The sequence below is a fragment of the Metabacillus sediminilitoris genome (assembly GCF_009720625.1).
Classification (GTDB): Bacteria; Bacillota; Bacilli; order Bacillales; family Bacillaceae; genus Metabacillus; species Metabacillus sediminilitoris.
Genome location: NZ_CP046266.1, coordinates 1,860,513 through 1,881,588, shown reverse-complemented (window position 1 = coordinate 1,881,588; position 21,076 = coordinate 1,860,513). Strand labels below are relative to the sequence as shown.

The following is a 21,076-nucleotide window of genomic DNA, read 5'->3' as shown; positions in this document are numbered from 1 at the left end:
GTATCATTTAGATTTTTGCCCTTAAAAGTTGTCACTTTACATCAGGAAAATATAGTTAAAAACTACGAATAACGATTTTGCAAAATACACCACAATTCAGCTGTTTATAAGCTTCAATCGCTTCTTCAAAGGATAGACTGTATCAATATTTATCTTCGGAGGATTCTATAAATCTAAAAAAATTTCAAAAGATACTTATGATCAAACTTTCATATCCGCATGAATTTGTTATAATGTATGAGGTAAAGATTTTGATACATTAAAAGTAGGGAAGTTGAATAAATTTATGGAAAATAAAGAATTAAGTCCTGTAAAATTAATGTGGAAAATGACGCGTCCACATACGTTAACAGCGACATTTGCTCCAGTCATTTTAGGATCAGTGATCGCTCTATATGAAACAAAGCTCGATTGGCTTTTATTTTTCGCCATGATGCTTGCATGTTTAGCTTTGCAAATCGCGACAAATCTATTTAATGAATACTATGATTGGAAACGCGGATTGGATACTGCTGAATCTGTAGGAATTGGCGGCGGAATTGTACGCCATGGTTTGAAGCCGCAAAATGTGTTAACGGTAGCGATTTTATTGTATGTTTTAGCTGCCATTATCGGTGTGTATATTTGTATGAATAGCAGTTGGTGGTTAATGGTCATTGGTTTATTCGGGATGGCTGTTGGTTATTTATATACGGGTGGACCATTACCAATAGCGTATACGCCCTTTGGAGAGTTATTCTCCGGTTTGTTAATGGGAACAGGCTTTGTATTAATTGCTTTATTTATTCAAACGAATACGTTAACTGTTCAAAGTGTGTTAATTTCTATTCCGCTTGGAATTCTAGTAGGGGCCATTAACATGTCCAATAACATCCGTGATATTGAGGAAGATACTAAAGGCGGACGAAAAACGTTGGCAATTCTTCTTGGCAGAGAAAAGGGAATTATTGCTTTAGCCATTGCATTTGCCGTTTCTTATTTATGGATTGTGGTTCTTGTAGTGATAGGTTATGTCAGTCCTTGGGCATTGGTCGTGTTTTTAACTGTGAAAAAACCAATCTCAGCGATTCAAGGATTCCAAAAAGGAGCTACCGAACCGCAATATATGCGAGTAGCGATGAAATCAACAGCTATGACGAATACGATTTTCGGATTCTTATTATCTGCAGGGTTATTAATTAGTTATTTCTTTTAAAAGAAAAAGCATTCCTTCTGTATCTAAAAAACAGAAGAAATGCTTTTTTATTTTGCTAACTTGAAATACCTCTAAAAAGGCAACAAAGGGGAATATAAAACTCTTTTTGTAAGTTTTTGGGAATCTTTGTCGTATCTATTCCAATTATGTTGAGTTTTTTGCATAATATTACTTGTGTTTGAATAAATTCATTCACTAAACATATAAAGAAAATAGGCAGCTAAAGGAGTTAGGATGAATGTGTACAGAAGTCGATGAATTAGAATGCAGAATTAATCAAATGAGAAAGATTTTGATCTGGGTTGCGGAAGAAACTGGCTTAAATAGTCACAGCACCCTATATTACAGTCAGAAGTTAGACGTGCTCATCACGAGGTATCAAAACGTAAAAATGAAAAATCCAAAAAAGTATATGCAAGATTCCTATATTGACACAAAATGAATGATAAGAATTTTTCCCCTCTTATTTTGGTAGCTGTTAAAATCCACAAGAAGGTGGTAAAACATCTTTTATTTCGTTACATTTATACGCAGATTGAATAAATTCGTCTAAATTTCTTCGATCTACAATCTGTTCAAAGTCGCATGGTGCTCCTAATGTAATCCCTCTTTGACTAGCGACTGAAATAATTAAACCTATTTCATAATACATATTTTTCGTTAAGATTCCTTTTTCAATGTTCCTCATGATTTCACAATAAAATTCAATTAAAAAATCAGTAGGTAACTTTTTATAAAAATTCATTAATTACATCTCTCCTTTTAAACAAGTAATAACCTTTTTTCCAAAATATTTCCATTCATATTCATTATAAATATGTGATGATAAAATATATGTCGAATAAGTAACTTTTATAATAATTTATCAAAAATTAATATTCTATTAATAAAAAGTAACATTTGAAATCCTATCTGTAATCTCATAATAATATTTTTGAAATAAATTTCTAACAGATAGATCTGCCCGGATTGGAGTAGCTTCAAACAGAAAGCAATGCACCTAAAATAATTCTTTTCATTTTCCCCACAAAAAAATAGTATTAGTTTCCACATAATTTAGTAATATAAACATTACTTTCTCTTGAAGGTTTCCTTTAATCCATTCTTTACAGGCACATTCGTTTCTATCAAGCAAAAACCTATGCACTTTGTTCAACTAATATTTTTGCTGTTGCATCCTACCATACCAGATTTAGCACCCGTAACGACAACATAAACTATTCAAACAATAAAGCGATCACTGTGGAAAATTTATTCCAGTCAAACATTTGATGATGCCTATTTCATCAAAAACACTCAATTACGACTATCAAAAAAATGGTATAATTTCCTCTTGTACTTAAGTACATCCATTTATTACAATTCACCTAAACCCTTTAACTTTTGTTCTACAAACAAGTGGTTTTGTTCTACAAAAAAAGCGGGCAGCATTAGCTGCCCGCTTTTTAAAGTTATAACATAGGAATTCGTTATAGTAGAAAGTCTGACAAAATTCAATATATCACTTTAGCTTCTAGACCTCTTTTAAATGCCGATGCTAACACATTTTGAATCTGTTTTTCCTGTTGCACCAATGATCAATCATTTTATCGTTTATCCTAATTCTATTATGACCTACTATTCGTTATGATACCTCAACCAGTAGGGTACATTCACTTGTTATTGGTTTAATATTTGCTTAATGCCTTCTTTAATCGATGTTTGCGGGCGACCTAAAAGCATCTCAAAGGAGCTGTCTTCTACATCTAAATAGCCTTCGCATGCCGCAGCGCGTGTTGAAGCGAGTCCTGCTGCTTTTAAAAATGGAATCCCCATTTTTTCTAATACCCTGTATACGTTGCATCGTCTACATGCTGCACAGTCTCTTCTTTTCCCGTTACAGCTGTTATCGTTTTTGCTAAGCCATCATAAGAAACTGGTTTACCTGATAGCTCATAAATTTTATTCTTACGCTCTTCCAAATTAGGAAAGTAGTATAGTATTGCACCATAAAATCTCAAGTTTTACAATCATCGCTAAAGGATAGGTAGGCTATTCAAAATATTATTCATTCGAAAAAAAATGGTGGTCTCATTGGCCCAGAATAAAGTTCGAGTCTGTACTATTCCTGAGCTTCCCCTCCCTTTAGCCCATAAAAAAACCAGCCTCCGAATGGAAAGCTGGTCTTGCTTATCTATTTACGCTAATTTTTTAACAGTTGTATAGAATTCCTCTTTTTTATTTATGTCGAATCGACCTTCCCATTTAGACATAACAACAGTAGCTAGAGCATTACCGACGACATTCACGACTGTCCGTGCCATATCGAGAAGTCTGTCAATTCCAGCAATAAATGCAAGTCCTTCAAGTGGAATACCTACCGTTCCTAAGGTAGCAAGTAATACAACAAATGAAACACCTGGTACACCAGCGATTCCCTTTGATGTAACCATTAAAACTAGTACTAACGTAATTTGTTGTGAAATGCTTAAATCAATGCCATACATTTGCGCGATAAAGATGGCTGCGATCGCTTGGTACAGTGTAGAGCCATCCAAATTAAAGGAATAACCTGTCGGAAGCACAAACGAAACAATATCCTTTGGACAGCCAAACTTCTCCATTTTCTGCATCACTTTTGGTAGTACGGTTTCTGAACTAGACGTCGAATACGCTAATAACAGTTCATCTTTCAAGATTTTGATAAGATGAAAAATATTGATGCCAACAAGCTTTGCAATACCGCCAAGCACGGCAATAATGAAAAACGCCATCGCTGCATACACGAGGATCATTAATTTTCCAAGCGGCAGTAAGGATTCGAGACCAAATTTTGAAACTGTAACTCCGATCAAAGCGAAGACACCAAATGGAGCGAACTTCATAATCAGGTTTGTCACCCAGAACATTGCATCTGCCACACCTTCAAAAAAGGACAGCACTGGTTTTCCTTTTTTACCAATCGCTGCAATCCCTAATCCAAATAACACGGAAAAGAAGATAATCGCAAGCATATCTCCCTCTACGATTGATTGGAACACATTACTCGGAACAATGTCTACAAGAATATCCAAAACTCCGTGGCTTTGGCTTTGTACCTCTTCTGATGATTGAACATATTGATCGATATCCGTTTTTGAAAGGTTTGACATGTCCACACCTTCACCAGGCTTAAAAACATTTGCTGCCAGTAAGCCGACGATAATCGCAACCGTTGTCACAATTTCAAAATAAAGCAGCGTTTTACCACCAAGCTTACCTAATTGTTTTATATCGCCGCTCCCGGCAACACCTACAATTAACGTAGAAATTATAATCGGTACGACGATCATTTTAATCATATTCATGAAAACGCTACCAATTGGTTGTAAATACGTTTCTACCGCAGGATTCCCGTAGAAAATTGCCCCTATCGCGATCCCAAGGATTAAGCCGACTAGAATTTGGTATGCCAAAGTAAACGTAAACTTTTTCTTCATTAATAAGTCACCCCTTTTTTATGTTCAAAAAGACTCCCATACTAGATAGGTTATTAACATTTTAAAGGTGACCTATTAAATCCTATAAAATCCGACATTTGTTTTTAGATTTTTTTCATAATTTAAAAATAATTCTAATAACTTTGATTGTATTTCTCTAGTGTTTCAAGGTATAGCACTTGAAGGAATTTTTTAACGTTAATTTTTACCTTTGTTGGCTCCGTGTTCCCTTTTTGAATAGTTGTCATATAATTTCGTATTTCTTGAAAATCAAAATAACGGGGTGCATAATATTCAAACTCAGAATTGGTGTAATCTATGATACCAAATGTAGCTAAATTAGTAACGGCTGTCAGAATCGTTCTGCGGATCCGCTGTTCAATTGCTTTACTTTCCTTTTTTATATCAACTGTACTAGAATCCCCCTTACTAGCTACTACCTCATATAAATCTTTTAAAGGCGGCAATTGTGGAGCTCTTTCACCCTGATTCATCAAGTATTCAATGATCCAAATGATATCATCACTTCCCACTTCTCCGATCATCCCCATATCATTAAGGATCGACAGAACAATTTCTTTTACATTTGGCTTTTTTTGCATCGTTTTGGTTAAACCGATATTTGCCAGAGATTCCTGGATGGTTAGTAAAGATTCCTTTAATCTTAATTGCTCTGATACTCTTTTTAAGACACTTTGGATTTCAACACGATTGATCGGCTTATGAATAAAAAATTCTACGCCTATTTTATAGGCTTCACCGACCATTTCCTTGTTTACAATTTGAGAAATCATTATAAATTGACCTTGAAAGCCTTCCACTCTCAATCGTTCAATCGTTTCAATCCCATCTAACTCAGGCATTAATAGGTCGATTAAGACAACGTCAGGCTGTATCGTAAGGATGGGAGAAAGGGCTTTCACCCCGCTTTCTGCCTCACCGACGACCATTCCGAGATGATCTCCCGTGATGATATTTCTCAGCATCGTTCGACTCGCTGTATCATCGTCTACAATAAAAAAACGCAATCACACTCAGCTCACTTTCGGATATTTTTAGTTGGGATGCTAATACGAAATACCGTCCCCTTTTCTCGTGTTTCAATGTGAATTTGTCCTTCAAGTCTATGAATAATTTCTTCTACATGTGATAGTCCAATCCCCGTAGCAGCAACACCTTGTTCATTGAATTTTGTTGTATATCCCGGTTCAAAAATAATTGATACATCCTCTTTTGGAATTCCTTTTCCTGTATCTTTAATAACGAAACAGGTGTGTGCCGATTCCTCGAATAGTTCAAAATGAATCTCACCTTTTTCGTTAATTGCTTCCACCGCATTGGCTGTAAGATTATTATATAAAGCAAGAAGCGGGATTTGTTGATCTGTTTGGAAATCAATGGTTGTATGAGAATGAAACATAATTTTTTTCTTTAACAGTTCACTATATTTTTCATTTGCCATGACAACAAGGTTAAGTACATCTGAAAGAAACAGATGATCATCCCGTTCTCGTAACGTGATTTTCGTAAGTCCTGATAAAATTCGTTGCGAATCTTTTTTAACTTCATGAATTTCTTGGGCGATGGATAATGCTTGAACACTTAATTGATGTAACTCCTTCTTTTTTAACTTTCGATATAAATCATGGCTTGCGGCGGTAATTTGTTCAATATGATTCATTGATTTTTGCAAGTAGAGGGATTCCGCATATAATTCAGAACCGACCTCAAGCATTTCTTGCATCCGTTTCTTATGTTCTGAAACTGTAATGGAACTATATAATCCTACAACAAAGTAGCTTCGGAAGATGGCCACTCCACTTATTAACGCAAATTCTCGAAGGTCTAAATTAGCTTGGTACAACAAACCATGTCGCATAAGCTGTTCGGAACCGTTTCCGATCAAATCGAAAAGGGAAGACCAGGCACCTAAAATAAAGGGATGTGTTTTGTACCTTTCGATTTTAATCAGATGTAAGCCAAGTGCAAAGATAAAATAAAATAAAAAGGCTGGTAAGTGAGTTAATAAGCTTGTTACCGCAACAGCTTCATAAAGAACGATATCCTCAACTAGTCGAAAACAAACGACGATGACGCCCGTAATAATCCCAGTTCGTATTAGAGAAACGGGGGGCCAAATCAAAATAAACAGAAAAAAAGTAATACTCCCTAATCCAAACCGGAACTCCATTCCCTCAAAGGGAACGACTTTAATTTCACTAGCAATCGCCGTCAATAAAGCGGTAACAATTAATGCAACGCCACTCGTTCTGTTAAGATGATGACTGAAAAGTTTGTTTTTAGAAAACATTGCTATCTCCTGTAAACGAAATGATTTTTATTCCAAATATAACAATCTACTAACGAATACATACAAGTAGAATTATAGCATTTCGACCAAACACAATTATGTGGAATAATTCCCCAAATAGTAAGTTGACTAATAGAAATTAAAGTGGCATCAATGGTTGTCGCTTTATTAGGGGATCTTGCTACTTATTGGTTGAGAAAGTATCCATTTGTTCATTTTATTAGTATTCTCTCTTGCCTCCTTTTTTCACGAAATCCCACTCGACCTCTATGTTTTTTCTGACCCTTTGAAGAAGCTGATAGATCTGGTCGATTTCTTCTTCGGAAAATCCACTTAATGCAACCTTATTGGAATAGTCTCCTTCTCTTTTTAAAAAAGGATAAACGTTCACACCCTTCTCTGTTGGAAATAGTTTTTTGATTTTTTTATTTTTATCATCATTTCTTTTTTCAATGAAGCCTTGAATCTCTAGTTTTTTTATGGCACGAGCAGCTGTTGTTCGGTCTACTTTGATCATCTCCGCCAGCTTTTCTTGAATCATTCCTGGATTTTCGCATATGCGCACAAGATATAAATATTGTCCTTTCATAAGGTCATATTCTTTAAATTCGATATTACTGATAGAATCTAACGCCCTGGCGATCATCCCGATTTCACGAAGTATTTCTTTCATCATAAAAAACCCCTTAACTTTTTGTTGCATTTACAACAATATTAATGTTATTAATATTATTATACTTGTTTAAATCAATAAATCCAGAAAGGACTGACGATACATGGAGGTAAAAAGAATAACGGAGGAGCATGACCTGAAAAAGGCATTGCAAATCAGAAACGAAGTATTTGTTGAGGAACAAGGCGTTCCTTTAGAAAATGAATTTGATGAATTTGACACACTTAATGGTACATGTGAGCACATATTAGTTTATTACAATGATCAACCCGTCGGTACGGGAAGAGTAAGAATTGTAGATAGTGTTGGCAAATTGGAAAGAATTTGTATTTTAGAAGCTTACCGTAAATTTGGTCTTGGCAAAACAATAATTAAAAAGTTAGAGGAAATTGCAGCAGAAAAAGGCGTATCTCGGGTCAAATTGCACGGTCAAACACAGGCAGAGGGTTTTTATAATAAGCTTGGTTATTTGACTTCCTCAGATGTATTTATAGAGGAAGACATTCCGCATGTTTTAATGGTTAAGGATTTTTGCGCTAAAAAGCTATGACAAGGAAGAATAAAACGACATTCACTTTTTATGTGCTAGGAAATTTGATTCTAACCTTTGGTATTTCTCTTACGATTGTTTCAAACCTTGGAACATCACCTTATGATGCCCTTTTGGTCGGGCTATCAAAAGTTGTAGGTCTTACTGTCGGAAGCTGGGAAATTATCATCGCTTTCATACTCATATTTTGTAATTCGCTCTTAAAAAGACAAAGACCAGAATTATTAGGACTAATAACCGCATTTATAACAGGGATTGGCATTGATTTGTGGCTATTTTTATTAGATGATTTTATCATACCTGAACTTTGGATCAGTAAGCTCATTTGTTTTGGGGCGGGTTTGATCGTTTTAGGGTTTGGAACGGCCATTTACTTACAAGCAAATTTTGCTCCCATGCCACTAGACCGGTTAATGTTAATCATACATGAATTAACGGGATTGAGTATTTTATTATCCCGAACATTCTTATATCTTCTATTTTTAATAATGGCATTGTTATCCAATGGACCAATCGGCATTGGAACTTTATTAACCGTTTGTTTAGGAGGTCCGATTCTAAATTACTTTATGAGATTTACTGAAAAGATATCAGATCTCATTGATTATAGTAAGCATAATCAAAACCATTCTGTGTAGAATGGTTTTGACAGACTTTTTTTGGATTTGGCTTAGATTTTAATTGAATAGATCGTTTCAATTTGTTTACAATGAAATTAGGCAAATGAATAATGAATAGAAATGGGGCGAAGCAAGTTGATTAATATCTTGGGTCAAGTCATGCTTTATGTAAATAATCAAGACGAGTCATTACAGTTTTGGACAGAAAAAGCTGGGTTTACCCTCCTTTCTAAGGAGGATACTGGCGAAGGAATGAAATGGTTTGTCGTTGCTCCAACGAATGATGCGCAAACAAGCATCGTTCTCCATAACAAGGAATTAGTTGCCAAGATGTCGCCTGGAGTTAATTTGGAAACTCCTTCTTTAATGTTTTTCTCAGAAAACATCGACAAGCTCTATAACGACTTTTTAGAAAAAAATATAACTGTTGGAGAAATTGTCAAAATGCCTGGGGGCAGAGTATTCAACTTTGCCGATAATGAAGAAAATTATTTTGCCGTGATGGAAAAAAAGTAACATAGGTACAATATGGCATGAGCCCGGTACAATACCTGGCTCATGCCTATGCTTATTTAACAATCACTCGACAAGTTCTTCATTCATTTCATTTTCCCCTGAAATTCGTTATGCTTTTTCATCTCATTAATTGTTTCTTCTATTTCACTTATGTAATGATCAAATAGATGATTATTCCCTGATGTGCCGAAATTCTTTTTATCGATCGAATTGAGCAAAGCAATAACCCCTTTAAACTTTAAATCATCCAAAAACGGGATGTCGCTTTCCCCGCTGATTTCACCTTTTACGCTAAGCTGCCCTTTGTCATTCTCCATGTTAAATGAGAATGTTTGTAAATGATCGATATTCAATGATTGTCACTCCTTATTGAAAAGCTCGAAAAGCATAATAAATCGAATATCCAAAATGTGATACTTTCATTAAGGAAGCTCTTTTTGAATTTCTTTCAAACCGACCACTTTATAATACAAACCCGGTCTTTTACGAATGTAAACCGAGTTAGACGAACAATCCCAGTGGTCATACAATTCGAATAAATTTAAGCCATTTTCACAGTCTTTCACTTAATATTTATAAGATTGTCCGCCATCAATTGGAATTACAACTGCGTTAATGAAGTTTGCTTGATCAGAGAGAAGGAATGCTACTAAATAAGCCACTTCTTCTGGTTTACCGAAGCGTTTCATTGGGTTTGGCTCAACAAATTGCTTCCCTACCTCTTGCCAATTGTCTGGATCGATTTGTTTTAATGAACCTTCGACCATTGGTGTCATGATTGCTCCTGGTGCAATGGCTTTGACGCTTATACCGTATTGACCATATTCAATTCCAGAATTTCTTGTTAAGCCGACAACCCCATGCTTACTTGCTGCGTACCCTGACTGATTACCTACACCGCGGATCCCGCCAACCGAAGCTGTATTAACGATCGACCCAGAGCCTTGTTTTTTCATTACTTCTAGCACATATTTCATCCCAAAAAACACACCATTTAGGTTAACACCTATTACTTTACGGAACTCGTCAATTCCATAATCTTCGGTTGGATTCTGCTTCCCTTCTATTCCTGCATTATTAAAGAATGCATCAATTCTACTGAATGTTTCCACTGTTTGATTAACATAATTTTTAACTGCTTCTTCATTTGAAACATCTGCAGTAACTAAAAGCACCTCTGCATTTGGTACAGCCTCTAAAATTAATTTCTTGGTTTCCTCTAAAGAATCACTATTTAGATCTACTAATGAAAGCTTTGCCCCTTCTTTAGCAATTTGTAAAGCAGATGCTTGACCTAGGCCAGAGCCTGCTCCTGTAATTAATACGACTTTACCATCATATCGACTGCTCATTATGTATGTTCCTCCGTTCTGATAATAGCTGCAGCCTTTTCCTGCCTGCCATTCTAAAAAAGCTCTTCTCCTACATCATTAGGTTAACTCGTTTGAAGAATCGATGATATTTTCCCCAAAACGTTTTTTAATATTTATCGCAGCAAATATATTTACTGTTCGCTTTTGATGAAATTATAAGAATAAACCAAATTAGTTATGGAAGCTTATAAAGATAAGCTCTAATTTCCAAGCGGCGCCCCCTTAATAAGGGCCAATTTTTTTCTAAAATAAAAACATTGAAATAATGACAATACTATAGAAAAAGGAGAAATAGACATGGCAGAAGACATTGTAACAAATGAAACAAGCGAAGAAAAAACGAAAGTTGTAAAAGCAGAGGTAGGCAATACGATTTTAATCAAAAGTGGAACAGAGAAAGGAACAAAAGCGAAAGTGGTTGTGGTTCGGGATAACTCTGTTATTGTTGATTACGGGAAAAACCCAAAAACAGGCGAACCTTACAAAACGATCGTTAATCATAAAAATTATAAATTGGTTAAGTAAGAATTTACATCAAAATAATTTAATACACTATATAACCAGGGGAAGAAGCTTATTCTTCCCCTAAATACTTCATGTATAATTTACGAGAAATGTATTTTGATAACGGTACTTGGTTACACTATGATCAACTCGCATTTAAAATGGTGACTCTACTCAAATCCCAATACAAAAAGCCACGCTACATACACGTGGCTAATATACTAACCTTTCGAAAATGTCCTAACAGTAACCGAAATTTATCTTCAAAAAATTGTTTCATAACTATAAGTCTTTATCTATAGTATCCCTATACCTACTCATCCATCTATCAATCTTTTATAAACTATCAAGGGGGACTTTATTTATGAAGGGGTTAACTTAAAAACTCTATTCTAATGTAAATTTAATTAATCTAACAATTCAGTATATTTTTGGTATAATTTTATTGTAAAATCTTGTATTTATCAAATATTGGGAGACGAAAAATGGGATTATTTTTTGAATTATTAGGCTCAATCGGTACTTTTTTACTTCCTTTTCTTAAAGAAGTTTCTGAGGAAGAAATAGAAAAAAACATTACATTATTAAAACGTTATCAATGGTTTATGACACAGTTGGAAAATGAAAAACATAAAAATCTTATCTATAATGATATTGATGTTCGTTATATAATTGGAAAACTCAACCCTAAGAAAATGGAAAAAAAATCTTACAACAACAAATATCAATTTAAAATTAATAAGATTCTTCAAAAAAAAAAACAATCTAGACTACTAATCGTTCTTAACAAAAATACTAGTCAAAAATCTACTAATTTGATCACTACATCTTTTAGAAAACAACCATTTAAAAAATAAGCGAGCTTGTTCACCCTTATCAAAATAACAAGCTCGCTTACACAATTTTTACATAATTAATAAAGATACATTCTTCTATTACTTAATACCTTAATAAAAGAACCCTCTCTTCCCTTCAAATAAGAGATTCATAAAATAGACAACTTTAACACATACCTTATTGTATATTTATTTTAACGAATTTTCGTTTACCAATTTGTACGATTAATCCATCGGTCATCAAAAGTTGTAAGTTCGTATCTTCGACCTTGTTTCCATTTATCCTAACTCCCCTATTCTCAATCATTCTACGGGCTTCACTTTTAGAGTTTAATAGTTTTAAATCAACAAGCAGGTCTATGATGGTTGTTTCCATCTTTCCATTCCAATCAATCACTGGAATCTCATCAGGTAATGACCTATGTTGAAAGACTGAGATAAAATGTTGTTCTGCGCTTTCCGCCGCTTCTAATCCATGGTACATTCTAACAATTGTCTTACCTAATAACATTTTTGCATCTCTTGGGTGCAATACACCTGTTTCGATCTGATCTTTAATGGTTTGAATTTGTTCAGGAGTAAAATCTGTTACTAATTCGAAGTACTTATTCATTAATTCATCTGGAATGGACATCGCTTTTCCGTACATTTCTTGTGGACTTTCATCAATACCAATGTAGTTTTTCTTTGATTTAGACATCTTCTCAACACCATCAAGCCCCTCTAATAATGGCATTAACAAGGCTACTTGCTTTTCCTTCCCAAACTTTTCTTGAAAATGTCTTCCCATCAAAATGTTGAAGTGTTGATCTGTTCCACCTAGTTCTATATCACATTCTAATACGACGGAATCATATCCTTGCATTAGAGGGTAAAAGAATTCATGCAGAGAAATTGGTTTTCCAAAAGCAATTCGTTCTTCAAAGTCATCTCTTTCTAATAGCCTTGCGACGGTGATTTTTCCTGCTAGTTGAATGACATCTTCAAAGTTTAATGTTGATAACCATTTTGAGTTATAATGCAGTTCGACTTTTTCCATATCGATAACCTTTGCAAATTGTTCGAAGTATGTTTTCGCATTATGCTTAACCTCTTCATCTGTTAATTGTTTTCGAGCAACAGATTTTCCTGTTGGATCGCCAATTTTTCCGGTAAAGTCACCTATAATGAGTTGGATGATGTGACCATTTTCTTGAAACTGCCTCATTTTGTTAAGGACCACAGTATGGCCAAGATGCACATCTGGTGCTGAAGGATCTAAGCCTAGTTTAATTTTTAGTGGTTTATTTTCTAAAATGGATTTTGCAATTTTATTTTCTAACTCTTCCGTTGGAATAATCTCTTTTACGCCTTGGCTGTAAATTTGCATTTGCCGCCTTACTTCTGTAAGTTGTTCCTCGTTTAATTGTTCAATGAAATGACTCATCTTTGTTCCTCCTAAAAAATAAAAATAAAAAAACCACATCCCTAATAAAAGGGACGTGGTTTAACTTTTGCACGCGGTACCACCCTTATTGAAGGAAATCATCCTTCCACTCAACGATTAACGGCTCGTCCGTTCTTTGCTGCTTTATGTTTCACAAAGAAAGCTCAAGGAATGTAATTCGTGTTATCTTTGTGCCGATTCTCACCAACCATCGACTCTCTGTTTACAGGGAGATAACGACTACTGGATTTCCCATCATTGCTTTTTCAATATGTAATTGTTGGTAATTAGAAATGATTTTCTCGAATGACTTTTCTTAGTAATTTAGTCATACTCTTTTGTTCATCTATTGACAATCCAGAAACAATCTCGATTTCGCCTACATGGAATCGCGGATATAGCTTCTCCATCACTTGCTTTCCCTTGTCGGTTAACGCAACGAAAGTCATCCTTCTGTCCCTAGTGTCACTTTTTCTATAACATAGCTCTTTTCGTTCAAGTGTTTTCGTTATATTACTTACTGTGGCTTTTGATACACCTGCTGACTCAGCTAATTTTTTCGTCTCGATGGATTCCCAAATCCACAAATCATATAGCATCGAAAATGCCGTCCATGATAACCCATATTCAGATAAGACTTCCCGTTCCATTTTGTTTCTTAACCCTTGTGCGACCCGATAGACATTTGTAACAACTGCAATCGCATCTAGATTTAGCGAGTGAATCGGGATTTTCGTTAACTGATTGATTGTCTCCATTTCTTCGGGAAGCAGTTCCCCATCCTCATTAAATAAATGAATATTAACCCACCTCATTAAGTTTTCATAATCGTTAGCTATGAAACGATATTATCAAAAAATATAAAAGAATGCAACATCGTTAGTAAGACAAATCCATCCAGATTCCTGAAAGACAAAAATAAACCTAGTTGTACTAGCTACACACTAATGTTGACTATCTCTTTTCGTTTCACATCTTAACTCGATGAGGACTGCCCCCTTTTCAGTTTGGGACAGTCTCCACTTCCTTAATTAATAAAAGCCCCAGTATAAAATTCTTTTTCTCTCCCAACTTCCGCTGATGTTCCTTCTGCGAAGATCATCTCGCCTGCAATTCTGCCTTCAGGGCCCAGGTCGATAATCCAATCTGATTCACGAATGAGGTCAGGATTATGCTCAACAACGATGACTGTGTTACCTGCGTCAACTAACCGATTTACTAATAATGGTAATTTTTCGACAACTGTTGGATGAAATCCAGTTGATTGCTCGTCTTATAAGTAAAGGAGATGGTTTCAGATCCAGTAGGTCGGTATTGGGGAAAGATGGACCTTCTAACACCTTCACGTACCCGGAAAATGGGTATCGCAGGTATCACCGCATACATGTCCGTTAAGTGATGATGATTCGCACCTTAAGAACAGCCGTTTATTCATTGGATATCATTAAGGAAATTATCCAAGAATTAGACCAAAATAATCTGGAGCAAGCACGGCAATTTGCTCAAAATTCCATCTCTTATTTGAATAAAATAAATCATGATCAGTTTCGTGGTGCACATTATTTATATCAATTATGCAGGAAGCTGAACTTATTAGAAGATAAATGGCAACATGCCTATCCCCTATTAGAAAACCCTCAGCAGGAAAAGGAATATTAAGATTTCGTGGCATGAGCCAAACGACAGGCTTTTGTTCCTATCGTACAGGCTTGTCCGCTCATTTTCCGTATACATTACAATCAATTTTTAAATTCATCCAATCTCGCGAAAAATTCCTGCAGAAAATTGTAAAATAATTTTTCAGTTGGAAGCAGGACTCGTTCCTTCGGGGTAATCACACCTACTGTTCGGGTTACATTTGGTTCAACCAATGGGATTTTCACGGTTGAGCGCGGCAGGCTATCAACTAATGTGACTTCAGGCATTAAGGTCACACCGAGTCCAGCTGACACAAGCCCTTTCAATGCATCAATATCATCACCCTCAAACGCTACAGTTGGCGAGAAGCCAAGATCCTGACAAGCATTTACAACCATATCGCGAAAGACGAATCCTTCAGGCAATAAACAAAATGGTTCATCAACCAATTCACGAAGTTTTATCGAGGATTTTTTGGCAAGACGATGGTGAATAGGCAAAAGTGCGACAATATTTTCTGTAAACAATACTTTCCGGTTAATTTTTTTCTCTTCAAGTGGCAATGGACCAATTAATGCCAGATTAAAGTCCCCTTTAATCACACCGTCAATTAATTCGCGGTACAATCCTTGTTTGAGATGAAACTTCGCTTCAGGGTAGCGTTCTCTAAACGCATAGATCGCCGTTGGTAATGTATATGCTGCAAGACTAATCGGAAAAGCAATTCGTATCGTACCTTTTTCCGGATCTAAATATTCCTCAACCTCACGTCTTGCATCATCCATCACATTCATTGCGTGTTTCATTCGTTCATAAAATATTTTTCCAATTGGTGTTAAATGAACTCTTCGTCCTTCTCTTATGAACAAGTCTACACCTAATTCGTTTTCTAAATTGACAATTTGTCTGCTGACAGAAGATTGTGCTACATGTAAGGAATCTGCGGCTTCTGTTACATGTTCCCGTTCAGCAACTTCCATAAAATATCGGATTTGTTTAAAGTCCATTTTTACTCCCCCACATTCATTCATGCAAAAAACGCATTAATATTATCGTTTCTTTATATTGATTCGATCGTTTTTTTAATTATAAAATATTTAATAAGAATTGTTGAGGTAAAGCTAATTTTTAATGATACATTTATAAAATTTTATCATAAACCATAAATAGGAGACTGATGCGTATGAAAACATTAGAAAATATTCAACAAACGTATACAGAAAGTGTACAACATTATATTGCACAAGTATTTGAAACGGTTAAAAAACGTAATCCTCATGAAATGGAGTTCCATCAGGCTGTTAAAGAAGTCTTTGATTCTTTGATCCCTGTCCTCGTAAAAAATCCCCATTATGTCAATCAAGCTATCCTCGAGAGAATCGTTGAACCTGAAAGAGTTATCTCTTTCCGTGTCCCATGGGTCGATGACGAAGGCAATGTGAAAGTAAACCGCGGCTATCGTGTGCAATTTAACAGTGCAATTGGACCATATAAAGGTGGCCTTAGATTTCATCCATCTGTTAACGCAAGTATTATTAAATTTTTAGGGTTTGAGCAAATTTTTAAAAACTCTTTAACTGGTCAACCAATCGGCGGCGGCAAGGGTGGTGCTGATTTTGACCCTAAAGGAAAATCAAATGGAGAAATCATGCGTTTTTGTCAAAGCTTCATGTCAGAACTTAGCCGCTATATCGGACCTGACACGGATGTTCCAGCAGGTGATATCGGTGTTGGCGCAAGAGAAATTGGCTTTTTGTTTGGACAGTATAAAAAAATGCGCGGCGGCTTTGAAGCAGGTGTATTAACTGGAAAAGGCATTGGTTACGGCGGCAGCTTAGCACGTAAAGAGGCAACTGGTTATGGTACTGTTTACTTTGTTGAAGAAATGTTAAAAGATAAGAATCTTAGCTTTAAAGGCAGCACAGTTGTTGTGTCAGGTTCAGGAAATGTTTCGATTTATGCGATCGAAAAAGCAATGCAACTAGGTGCAAAAGTAGTGGCATGCAGTGATTCAAATGGATATATTTATGATAAAAACGGTCTTAACCTAGAGACTATAAAACATATTAAAGAAGTAGAGAAGCTACGAATCAGTGAGTATGTAACAGAGCATCCTGACGCGATTTATACTGAAAATTGCAATGGCATTTGGTCAGTACCATGTGATATTGCGCTGCCATGTGCAACACAAAATGAAATTGATCACCATTCAGCACAATTATTAGTTTCAAATGGTGTAAAAGCGGTCGGAGAAGGTGCAAACATGCCATCTACTCTAGAAGCTATTGAAATTTTCTTGGAAAACAATGTGTTATTCGCCCCTGCTAAAGCAGCAAACGCTGGCGGTGTTTCTGTATCAGCATTAGAAATGGCTCAAAATAGCACAAGACTCTCTTGGACGTTTGAAGAAGTTGATAGCAAATTACATCAGATTATGAAAAACATTTATACCAACAGCAAAGAAGCTGCACAACAATACGGCGCTCCTGGTAACCTTGTTGTCGGTGCAAACATTGCTGGATTTGTAAAAGTCGCTGATGCGATGATTGAGCAAGGAATTATTTAATATGTTTCCTGTCCCCTCTGTAATGTGATTATTTACTATTGAGGATGATCGGTACCTGATGAGAAAAATTAGATACTATTAGAAGCTTGTTCATTAAAGCTGTTTGCTACTTACTGATCAATAAACATTCCTTCCCATTTAGAGGATCCCTCTCGGGGAAGGAGTGTATTAATGAGCCAATCAACGTAAATCAACGTTCGAAAATTATCCAAATAAAAAGGCTGCTTTATTCCAAAATCGATTCGGAAATAAAGTAGCCTAAATAATAGTTTTTAAATGTATGCTTCCTCATAATCCGTCACTTTTTTTACACGATTAGCATGTCTCCCTCCTTCAAAAGAGGTTGTTAGCCAAATTTTCGCAATTTCACGAGCTAATCCTGAACCAATCACACGCTCACCCATAGCCAATATATTGGAATCGTTATGCTCTCTTGTAGCCTTAGCGCTAAACGTATCATGTACAAGTGCACAGCGTACTCCCTTTACCTTATTTGCTGCTATGCTCATTCCAATACCTGTACCACAGATTAAAATCCCGCGGTCTACTTCACCTTTTGCTACTTTCTCAGCTACTGTTAGCGCATAATCTGGATAGTCAACAGATGTTTCACATTCACATCCCAAATCTATAAAATCTATCTTCATCTCCTTCATCAAGGAGATCATTTCCTTACGAATGGATATACCGCCATGATCAGAAGCAATTGCTACTTTCACTCAACTTCCTCCTATTCTCTTTTCATGATTTTTTTAAATTCTACATTTTTCACTCTGGATATCAACTAATCAGTTACATGACGAAATAAAAGGCTGCCAAGATTTCCCGGGCAGCATGAATATATCACGGTCATTTTATATCCTATTTTTTATTTAGTATTTATGTTATTTTGCAGCTTTAGCAGCTTCTATTGCTGCATGATAGTCAGGATGATTGGTTACTTCATTTACATACTCTACATATGTCACCCTGTCACTTGAATCAATGACAAATACGGCACGTGCTAATAAGCGTAATTCTTTTATATGAACCCCATAAGCTTCACCAAATGAAAGATCACGGTGGTCGGAAAGTGTTTTTACGTTTTCAAGTCCATTTGACCCGCACCATCTATTTTGGGCAAACGGTAAATCAACGCTAATGGTTAACACTTCTACTTGACTTATATTAGCTGCATCTTCATTAAATCGTCGTGTTTGAGTATCACAAACCTCTGTGTCTAGAGAAGGCACTACCGAAATTAAACGAACCTTTCCTTTTGAATCTGCAAGTGTTATAGAAGATAAATCATTTGCAAGCACTGTAAAATTAGGTGCTATGTCTCCAACTTTCACTTCATTTCCTTGTAATGAAACAGGTTTATTTTTAAATGTAATCGCCATACCATATTCCTCCTATTAAATGAAATACAATGTTAATTAATTCTATAATCTAGCAATCCAACATTTATAGAATGATCATAAAATTTTCACTTGGATTTATTTTGTCTATTTGAATTTGATTCTAGGGACCAGAGTTTTTTGCAGACGTTTATTACAGATTTAGTCAATGACACTTGCTTGCTTTTCTATAGCACAATTCGTACAGATTCCGAACCACGTTTTAACTCCTTCCGAGCTATCAATTGTGTCAATCACTTCTCCGCATTCTTGACATAAAATTGTATTTTGTTTTACATTTAATTCCACAGACATACCTTTTCCCCCATAGTTTTTGTTTTATTAAAACCCTTTCATAAACACACAACGGAATAAGCGCGTCATCCCTCTGATCATTTTACAAACATATATAGATGGACATTTTAACTTGTTTTTTCTAGTTTCTTTTCAACTTCCTTGCTTAAAGCCTTTCCTGACTGTTTTACCAAGAAGACTATAATACAAGAACTTAAGATCATACTGATTCCTAAGAAAATCATACTTATATTAAAGGATCCTGTTGTATCCTTAATATATCCCACAATGTATGGTCCAAAGAATCCTCCTAAATTACCTATACTGTTAATAAGGGCAATCGCACCTCCAGCAGCAGCTCCAGTTAAGAAAGAAGGTGGAATCGCCCAAAATGGAGAATATGCACCAAATGCGCCGCACAGTGCGATGGTTAGAAATACAAATGATAAGATGATACTTGTATCAGCAACATAGCTGCTAATCATCATTGCAATAGCACTTATTGTTAAACAAAAGGCTACATGCCAACGTCTCTCATTCTTTTTATCAGAATGGTTTCCAACTAGAATCATCACCACCATGGCACAAACATACATAAGTCCTAAAATCCATCCCATATTTTGCATACTGAGTGATGTTGTCTCAGACAAGCCTTGTGAAATCGTTGGTAAAAACATATTTATTCCGTAATAGCCAACCATCCAACAAAAATATCCTACAGATAAGATTAATACGTCACGATCCTTCAATGCCTGTGCAAATGTATAATGTTTTACTTGCTGTTTTTCAAGATTTTCTTTTGTCGTAATGTCAATCAGCCATTTTTTCTCATCTTTGTTTAACCATTTTACATCTTCAATTTTGTCATCGAGATAAAAATAACTTATCACACCTAAGATAAAGGCTGGTATCGCTTCCAAAATAAACAGCCATTGCCATCCAGCCATTCCTAACCAGTCAATACCTAATAAAAAAGTTGAAAGTGGCGCACCTAATGCATTTGCTCCCGGGATCGCCAACATAAATCCTGCAATCGCTTTCGCATGATGTTTCGTTTGATAAAAACCACTTAAGTAATAGACCATACATGGATAAAAACTAGCCTCGGCAATCCCCAATACAAATCGTGCCACATAAAACTGCAATGGAGTTTGTACAAAAGCCATTAAAACTGCAACAATAGCCCAAGTAACCATAATTCTGCTAATCCATTTTCTTGCTCCAACTTTTGTCATCATCGCACTTCCTGGTACTTCTAAAAGGAAATAACCAATGAAAAAGATTCCTGCTCCTAATCCAAAGACTGCATTTGAGAAACCTAAATCTTTGTTCATTTGCAAAGCTGCAAATCCAATATTCACCCTATCTAGTATGGCAATAATAAAACATAGAAATAGAAATGGAATTAATCTTAATGTAACTTTTTTAGTCGTTGTACGCTCTAATGTGTGTTGATCCAATACAATTCCTCCTTTAGTTGCCTGTTTATTCATTTCATGATTTCATATCACCTGAGTTTAGAGAGAATAGTAGTATCTTTTTCTCATTGCCAATGAAACTACTAAAATGACAAGTGATGTCTCCCCTCTTCAAACGCTTACATTTTTTTCACAGCAAAATCTAAATGATGTTATGTCAAATAATTCCTCAATAACTTCTCTATATGGAACCGTTTATTGCTATTGTGAACGATTACATTTATCCCTTCCATCCTTTCTATTTTTGTATTCTTGTTCA

At 35.6% G+C, this 21,076-nt stretch carries 25 protein-coding genes and 1 other annotated feature; of the genes, 9 read left to right on the top strand and 16 right to left on the bottom strand.

The window, feature by feature from the left end:
- Positions 1-286 precede the first annotated feature (286 nt).
- Together GMB29_RS09080 and GMB29_RS09075 are read left to right on the top strand one after the other, a co-directional pair.
- Complete coding sequence (locus tag GMB29_RS09080) at positions 287-1,195, top strand: 1,4-dihydroxy-2-naphthoate polyprenyltransferase (RefSeq protein ID WP_136351551.1); 909 nt, start codon at positions 287-289, stop codon at positions 1,193-1,195.
- 238 nt (positions 1,196-1,433) lie between these two features.
- Complete coding sequence (locus GMB29_RS09075) at positions 1,434-1,637, top strand: aspartyl-phosphate phosphatase Spo0E family protein (protein WP_136351553.1); 204 nt, start codon at positions 1,434-1,436, stop codon at positions 1,635-1,637.
- A 36-nt stretch (positions 1,638-1,673) separates the two neighbouring features.
- On the opposite strand, the gene GMB29_RS09070 is transcribed toward GMB29_RS09075, so the two are convergent.
- The 7 genes from GMB29_RS09070 to GMB29_RS09040 all read right to left on the bottom strand — a co-directional run bounded on the left by GMB29_RS09070 (position 1,674) and on the right by GMB29_RS09040 (position 7,637).
- Positions 1,674-1,940: a hypothetical protein gene (locus GMB29_RS09070; RefSeq protein WP_136351554.1), complete on the bottom strand. Its 267-nt coding sequence runs from the start codon at positions 1,938-1,940 to the stop codon at positions 1,674-1,676.
- Between the two features lie 914 nt (positions 1,941-2,854).
- Positions 2,855-3,010 carry a hypothetical protein gene (locus GMB29_RS09065; RefSeq protein ID WP_155443861.1) on the bottom strand — a complete coding sequence of 52 codons (156 nt, stop codon included), beginning with the start codon at positions 3,008-3,010 and terminating at the stop codon, positions 2,855-2,857.
- 5 nt (positions 3,011-3,015) lie between these two features.
- Positions 3,016-3,195, bottom strand: coding sequence for a hypothetical protein (locus GMB29_RS09060; RefSeq protein WP_155443860.1), 180 nt, complete (start codon positions 3,193-3,195; stop codon positions 3,016-3,018).
- Positions 3,196-3,372: 177 nt separating this feature from the next.
- Complete coding sequence (locus tag GMB29_RS09055) at positions 3,373-4,653, bottom strand: cation:dicarboxylate symporter family transporter (protein WP_136351555.1); 1,281 nt, start codon at positions 4,651-4,653, stop codon at positions 3,373-3,375.
- A gap of 134 nt (positions 4,654-4,787) precedes the next feature.
- On the bottom strand, positions 4,788-5,681 hold the full coding sequence (locus tag GMB29_RS09050) for a response regulator (RefSeq protein WP_136351557.1): 894 nt from the start codon (positions 5,679-5,681) through the stop codon (positions 4,788-4,790).
- 11 nt (positions 5,682-5,692) lie between these two features.
- Positions 5,693-6,964, bottom strand: coding sequence for a sensor histidine kinase (locus GMB29_RS09045; protein ID WP_136351559.1), 1,272 nt, complete (start codon positions 6,962-6,964; stop codon positions 5,693-5,695).
- 220 nt (positions 6,965-7,184) lie between these two features.
- Positions 7,185-7,637, bottom strand: coding sequence for a MarR family winged helix-turn-helix transcriptional regulator (locus tag GMB29_RS09040; protein WP_136351561.1), 453 nt, complete (start codon positions 7,635-7,637; stop codon positions 7,185-7,187).
- A 103-nt stretch (positions 7,638-7,740) separates the two neighbouring features.
- Here GMB29_RS09040 and GMB29_RS09035 point away from each other — a divergent pair, with 103 nt between their 5' ends.
- From GMB29_RS09035 to GMB29_RS09025, 3 genes are all read left to right on the top strand, one after another.
- Complete coding sequence (locus GMB29_RS09035) at positions 7,741-8,187, top strand: GNAT family N-acetyltransferase (RefSeq protein WP_136351563.1); 447 nt, start codon at positions 7,741-7,743, stop codon at positions 8,185-8,187.
- Positions 8,184-8,825 (top strand): YczE/YyaS/YitT family protein, encoded by a 642-nt coding sequence (locus GMB29_RS09030; protein WP_136351564.1) that lies wholly within the window; start codon positions 8,184-8,186, stop codon positions 8,823-8,825. Before GMB29_RS09035 ends, GMB29_RS09030 begins: the two co-directional genes overlap by 4 nt.
- Before the next feature lie 117 nt (positions 8,826-8,942).
- Positions 8,943-9,323 carry a VOC family protein gene (locus GMB29_RS09025; protein WP_136351566.1) on the top strand — a complete coding sequence of 127 codons (381 nt, stop codon included), beginning with the start codon at positions 8,943-8,945 and terminating at the stop codon, positions 9,321-9,323.
- An 83-nt stretch (positions 9,324-9,406) separates the two neighbouring features.
- On the opposite strand, the gene GMB29_RS09020 is transcribed toward GMB29_RS09025, so the two are convergent.
- Both GMB29_RS09020 and GMB29_RS09015 read right to left on the bottom strand, forming a co-directional pair.
- Positions 9,407-9,676 carry a hypothetical protein gene (locus GMB29_RS09020; RefSeq protein ID WP_136351568.1) on the bottom strand — a complete coding sequence of 90 codons (270 nt, stop codon included), beginning with the start codon at positions 9,674-9,676 and terminating at the stop codon, positions 9,407-9,409.
- A 213-nt stretch (positions 9,677-9,889) separates the two neighbouring features.
- On the bottom strand, positions 9,890-10,675 hold the full coding sequence (locus tag GMB29_RS09015) for a glucose 1-dehydrogenase (protein WP_136351569.1): 786 nt from the start codon (positions 10,673-10,675) through the stop codon (positions 9,890-9,892).
- 318 nt (positions 10,676-10,993) lie between these two features.
- Between GMB29_RS09015 and GMB29_RS09010 the strand changes: the two genes are divergently transcribed.
- Both GMB29_RS09010 and GMB29_RS09005 read left to right on the top strand, forming a co-directional pair.
- Entirely contained in the window at positions 10,994-11,221 is a 228-nt protein-coding gene (locus GMB29_RS09010; protein ID WP_136351571.1) for a DUF2187 family protein, read from the top strand.
- Positions 11,222-11,685: 464 nt separating this feature from the next.
- A complete protein-coding gene (locus tag GMB29_RS09005; protein ID WP_155443859.1) occupies positions 11,686-12,057 on the top strand; it encodes a hypothetical protein in 372 nt (123 codons plus the stop codon).
- Positions 12,058-12,214: 157 nt separating this feature from the next.
- On the opposite strand, the gene tyrS is transcribed toward GMB29_RS09005, so the two are convergent.
- Both tyrS and GMB29_RS08995 read right to left on the bottom strand, forming a co-directional pair.
- The gene (tyrS, locus tag GMB29_RS09000) at positions 12,215-13,462 is read right to left on the bottom strand and encodes a tyrosine--tRNA ligase (RefSeq protein ID WP_136351575.1); all 1,248 of its coding nucleotides are present in this window, start codon (positions 13,460-13,462) and stop codon (positions 12,215-12,217) included.
- Between the two features lie 46 nt (positions 13,463-13,508).
- Positions 13,509-13,730 (bottom strand) — a binding site (T-box leader).
- Between the two features lie 19 nt (positions 13,731-13,749).
- Complete coding sequence (locus tag GMB29_RS08995; protein WP_136351576.1) at positions 13,750-14,277, bottom strand: MarR family transcriptional regulator; 528 nt, start codon at positions 14,275-14,277, stop codon at positions 13,750-13,752.
- Positions 14,278-14,863: 586 nt separating this feature from the next.
- On the opposite strand from GMB29_RS08995, the gene GMB29_RS08990 reads away from it, so the two are divergent.
- Positions 14,864-15,121 (top strand): hypothetical protein, encoded by a 258-nt coding sequence (locus GMB29_RS08990; protein WP_196305239.1) that lies wholly within the window; start codon positions 14,864-14,866, stop codon positions 15,119-15,121.
- Between the two features lie 80 nt (positions 15,122-15,201).
- On the opposite strand, the gene GMB29_RS08985 is transcribed toward GMB29_RS08990, so the two are convergent.
- Positions 15,202-16,107, bottom strand: a complete 906-nt coding sequence (locus tag GMB29_RS08985; RefSeq protein ID WP_136351580.1) for a glutamate biosynthesis transcriptional regulator GltC — start codon at positions 16,105-16,107, stop codon at positions 15,202-15,204.
- Positions 16,108-16,283: 176 nt separating this feature from the next.
- Between GMB29_RS08985 and gdhA the strand changes: the two genes are divergently transcribed.
- Entirely contained in the window at positions 16,284-17,666 is a 1,383-nt protein-coding gene (gene gdhA / locus GMB29_RS08980; protein WP_136351582.1) for an NADP-specific glutamate dehydrogenase, read from the top strand.
- Between the two features lie 272 nt (positions 17,667-17,938).
- On the opposite strand, the gene rpiB is transcribed toward gdhA, so the two are convergent.
- The 4 genes from rpiB to GMB29_RS08960 form a co-directional block, all read right to left on the bottom strand.
- Complete coding sequence (gene rpiB / locus GMB29_RS08975; protein WP_136351584.1) at positions 17,939-18,385, bottom strand: ribose 5-phosphate isomerase B; 447 nt, start codon at positions 18,383-18,385, stop codon at positions 17,939-17,941.
- A 165-nt stretch (positions 18,386-18,550) separates the two neighbouring features.
- On the bottom strand, positions 18,551-19,048 hold the full coding sequence (tpx, locus tag GMB29_RS08970; RefSeq protein WP_136351585.1) for a thiol peroxidase: 498 nt from the start codon (positions 19,046-19,048) through the stop codon (positions 18,551-18,553).
- A gap of 159 nt (positions 19,049-19,207) precedes the next feature.
- Positions 19,208-19,360 carry a GapA-binding peptide SR1P gene (locus GMB29_RS08965; RefSeq protein ID WP_136351587.1) on the bottom strand — a complete coding sequence of 51 codons (153 nt, stop codon included), beginning with the start codon at positions 19,358-19,360 and terminating at the stop codon, positions 19,208-19,210.
- 107 nt (positions 19,361-19,467) lie between these two features.
- Positions 19,468-20,799: an MFS transporter gene (locus GMB29_RS08960; RefSeq protein ID WP_136351589.1), complete on the bottom strand. Its 1,332-nt coding sequence runs from the start codon at positions 20,797-20,799 to the stop codon at positions 19,468-19,470.
- Positions 20,800-21,076 lie beyond the last annotated feature (277 nt).